Source organism: Rhodoplanes sp. SY1 (genome assembly GCF_046000175.1).
Taxonomy (GTDB): domain Bacteria; phylum Pseudomonadota; class Alphaproteobacteria; order Rhizobiales; family Xanthobacteraceae; genus Rhodoplanes.
This window is the reverse complement of record NZ_JBEOMB010000073.1, coordinates 1-3,585: the sequence shown is the minus strand read 5'-3', so window position 1 is coordinate 3,585 and position 3,585 is coordinate 1. Positions and strand designations below refer to the sequence as shown.

General features: G+C 67.6%; 2 protein-coding genes. Both read right to left on the bottom strand.

What is annotated here, in order from left to right; genetic code table 11:
* Positions 1-29: 29 nt before the first annotated feature.
* Positions 30-482 carry a hypothetical protein gene (locus tag ABTU92_RS19175; protein ID WP_408093240.1) on the bottom strand — a complete coding sequence of 151 codons (453 nt, stop codon included), beginning with the start codon at positions 480-482 and terminating at the stop codon, positions 30-32.
* Between the two features lie 78 nt (positions 483-560).
* Positions 561-3,290 (bottom strand): ATP-dependent helicase, encoded by a 2,730-nt coding sequence (locus ABTU92_RS19170; protein WP_408093239.1) that lies wholly within the window; start codon positions 3,288-3,290, stop codon positions 561-563.
* Between the last annotated feature and the right edge of the window lie 295 nt (positions 3,291-3,585).

The window sequence follows — 3,585 nt, the reverse complement described above, 5'->3', positions numbered from 1 at the left end:
AAACGCGATTCCCCTGGGTCATAGGGGGGCTAAAGATCGAGATCCTCTAACGTGAGATCGGATTTAGATCGGCTGCGTCGGACGATCTTGCTCTCATCGCGCAGGTTCGAAATAGGGGCTCGATTTCCTTTCGCGTCATTATAGAACCAATTTTTCCAGGCATTTTCGGTCTTGGTACCGATCGCCCGGCTCAACTCATTGAGACTCGGATAATTTTCTCCATTCTTGAGGAGTTTCCAGGAGCCTCTCGTCGCTCTCGCGCGGTACTCGTGACCCGAGTAGCTTCTGAATATTTCAAACCCCTCAGGGAAGTCTACGTTATACCTCGGCTCGCGGAAGCCGGCGGCTGCTTTTGTCGGTGCTTCATCTTGGCTGGAAAGGCCGAACACCCGCACTAAAATATCGTTTTCAGATTGCTCTCCTTCGCGGCGAGCCTTCCAGATCGCAGCGAACACATCAGTCGAAACTTGAATCGTCCTCATGGCCGAACCTCCACGGTTTCGACCATGAGTCGATCTATCTAACGTTAGATAGTCAAGATAGATTCGGGGCGCCCGTCCTCACGCCTTGTTCAGAAAACTGTCGACCACCTTCTTCTCGCCGGCCTTGTCGAACTGGATGGTCAGCTTGTTGCCGTCGACGGCGCGGACGCGGCCGTAGCCGAACTTTTGGTGGAAGACGCGGTCGCCGGTCGCGAAGGCCGAGGGGGCGCCGGTCGAGCGGGCGACCAGCTCGCCCTCGATGGTCATCGGGCCGCGGCCATACCTCTCCCCGTTGGGGAGAGGTCGGCGCGCGGGACGCGCGCCGGGTGAGGGGGATTGGTCGATCGTGGCGGCACGGCCCCCCTCACCCGACCGAGTGCGGACCGGGTCCGCACTCGGTCGACCTCTCACCGCTGGGGAGAGGTGAGAAGGAGAAACATCCCGCATCCGGCCTTCGGGCTCGTGCTCTTGCGAATACTCGTGCGGGTCTTCGTCGAAACCGCCGCGGGTCTTCTGGGCGCGGCGCCAGCCCGGTGTCGTGTAGCTCGAGCCGAACGCGGCCGTGGTGTCGAAGCGCGACCCGTAGGCGCTGCCGTAGCCGGCGAAGCCGCCCTTGGCCTCCAGCACCTCGACATGCTGCTCGGGCAGCTCGTCCAAAAAGCGCGACGGGAGGCTCGATGTCCACGAGCCGTGGATGCGCCGGTTGGAGACGAACGAAATCCTCGCGTTCTTGCGTGCCCGGGTGAGGCCGACATGCGCCAGGCGGCGCTCCTCCTCCAGGCCCGCGCGGCCGTTCTCGTCGAGCGAGCGTTGATGCGGCAGCAGGCCTTCCTCCCAGCCGGGCAGGAAGACGGTGTCGAACTCCAGCCCCTTCGCCGCGTGCAGCGTCATGATCGACACGGCATCCAGGTCTTCGCCGCGATCCGTGTCCATCACCAGCGCGACGTGCTCCAGGAACCCTTGCAGGTTCTCGAAGTCCTCCATGGAGCGCACCAGCTCCTTGAGGTTCTCGAGCCGTCCGGCCGCGTCGGCGGAGCGGTCCTTCTGCCACATCTCGGTGTAGCCGGACTCGTCGAGCACGATCTCGGCGAGCTCGGTGTGGGGGAGCGTGTCGCGTTGCGCTCGCCAGCGGTCGAAGGCGGCGACGAGGTCGCGCAGCGCCGCGCGCGGCTTCGGCTTCACGGCCTCGCTGGTGCTCATGGCGCGCGCCGCCTCCAGGAGCGGCATGCCGCGGGCGCGGGCGAGATCGTGCAGGTTTTGGAGTGCCGCGTCGCCGAGCCCGCGTTTCGGCACGTTGACGATGCGCTCGAAGGCGAGGTCGTCGGCCGGCTGGTTGACGAGCCGCAGATACGCCATGGCGTCGCGGATCTCGGCGCGCTCGTAGAAGCGCGGGCCGCCGATGACGCGGTAGGGCAGGCCGAGCGTGACGAAGCGGTCCTCGATCTCGCGCATCTGGAACGAGGCGCGCACCAGGATGGCGATCTCGTCGAGCCGGTGGGCGCGGCGCTGGAGCTGCTCGATCTCCTCGCCGATGGCGCGGGCTTCTTCTTCCGAGTCCCACGCCGAGGAGACGACGACCTTCTCGCCGGCCTCGCCCTCCGAGCGCAGCGTCTTGCCCAGCCGCCCCTCGTTGTGGGCGATCAGATGCGAGGCGGCGCCGAGGATGTGGGCCGTGGAGCGATAGTTGCGCTCCAGCCGGATCACCTTGGCGCCGGGAAAGTCGTGGTCGAAGCGCAGGATGTTGTCCACCTCGGCGCCCCGCCAGCCATAGATCGACTGGTCGTCGTCGCCGACGCAGCAGATGTTCTTTTGCGGGGCTCTTTCTTCACCTCTCCCCTGCGGGGAGAGGTCGGCATGCGGGCGAAGCCCGGATGCCGGGTGAGGGGGGGAGAGCGCGCGCTGCGGAGGGGGCGGCCCCCCCTCACCCGCCGCGCTTCGCGCGTCGATCTCTCCCCGCCGGGGAGAGGTTAAGGAGGCACCCGCAGTCCCCGCGGTCGGGCGCTGGGCCAGCAGGCGCAGCCAGAGATACTGGGCGACGTTCGTGTCCTGGTACTCGTCGACCAGGATGTACTTGAAGCGGGTCTGGTACTGCGCCAGCACGGCGGCGTGCTCGCGGAACAGCCTGATGGTCTCCAGGAGCAGGTCGCCGAAGTCGGCGGCGTTGAGCGTCTTCAGCCGCGCCTGATAAGCGGCGTAGAGGTCGCGGCCGCGGCCGTTGCCGAACACGGCGCCTTCGCCGGCCGGCACCTGGTCGGGCGTCAGCCCGCGGTTCTTCCAGCCGTCGATCTGGGTGGCGAGCAGGCGCCCCGGCCAGCGCTTCTCGTCGATGTTCTCGGCCGCGATGAGCTGCTTCAGGAGCCGGATCTGGTCGTCGACATCGAGGATGGTGAAGTCGGGCTTCAACCCGACCAGCTCGGCGTGCCGCCGGAGAATTTTTGCGCCGATCGAGTGGAAGGTGCCGAGCCACGGCATGCCCTCCACGGCCTCGCCCACCATGCCGCCGATGCGGTGCTTCATCTCGCGCGCCGCCTTGTTGGTGAAGGTGACGGCGAGGATCTCGCTCGCCCGGGCGCGGCCGAGGCTGAGGATGTGGGCGATGCGGGTGGTCAGCACGCGGGTCTTTCCGGTGCCGGCGCCGGCCAGCACCAGCACGGCGCCGTCGAGCGTCTCGACCGCCTCGCGCTGCTCCGGGTTGAGGCCCTCCAGATAGGGGGCGCGGTGGGAGCCGCGGGCACGCGCCGCGATGCCGCCGCTCGCCATCGGGGGAGGCGGGGCGGGCACGAAGGGTCGCTCGAAGGGGTCGGACATTCCGTTCCAGGCTGCCGGTTCGGGCGGCCGGCACGGGGCGCCGGTCGCTCATCGCCGGTCTTTTCGGGGCCGGCCGGGGTCAGGGACCCGCAGCGGTGCGGGCCCGTATTCACGAATCGTTCGTCCTAAAGATGGCACCCGCCCGCCCGCAAGGGGAGGGGCGCGACAGGGTGTGGATGGCGGGGGCGTTTCCGCTGGGGTGATCGGGCAGGGCGCCTGCGCTCCCTCTCCCCGCCGTGCGGGGAGAGGGTCGGGGTGAGGGGGCGCCTCCTCGATGCTCAGACTCGCGGTGACG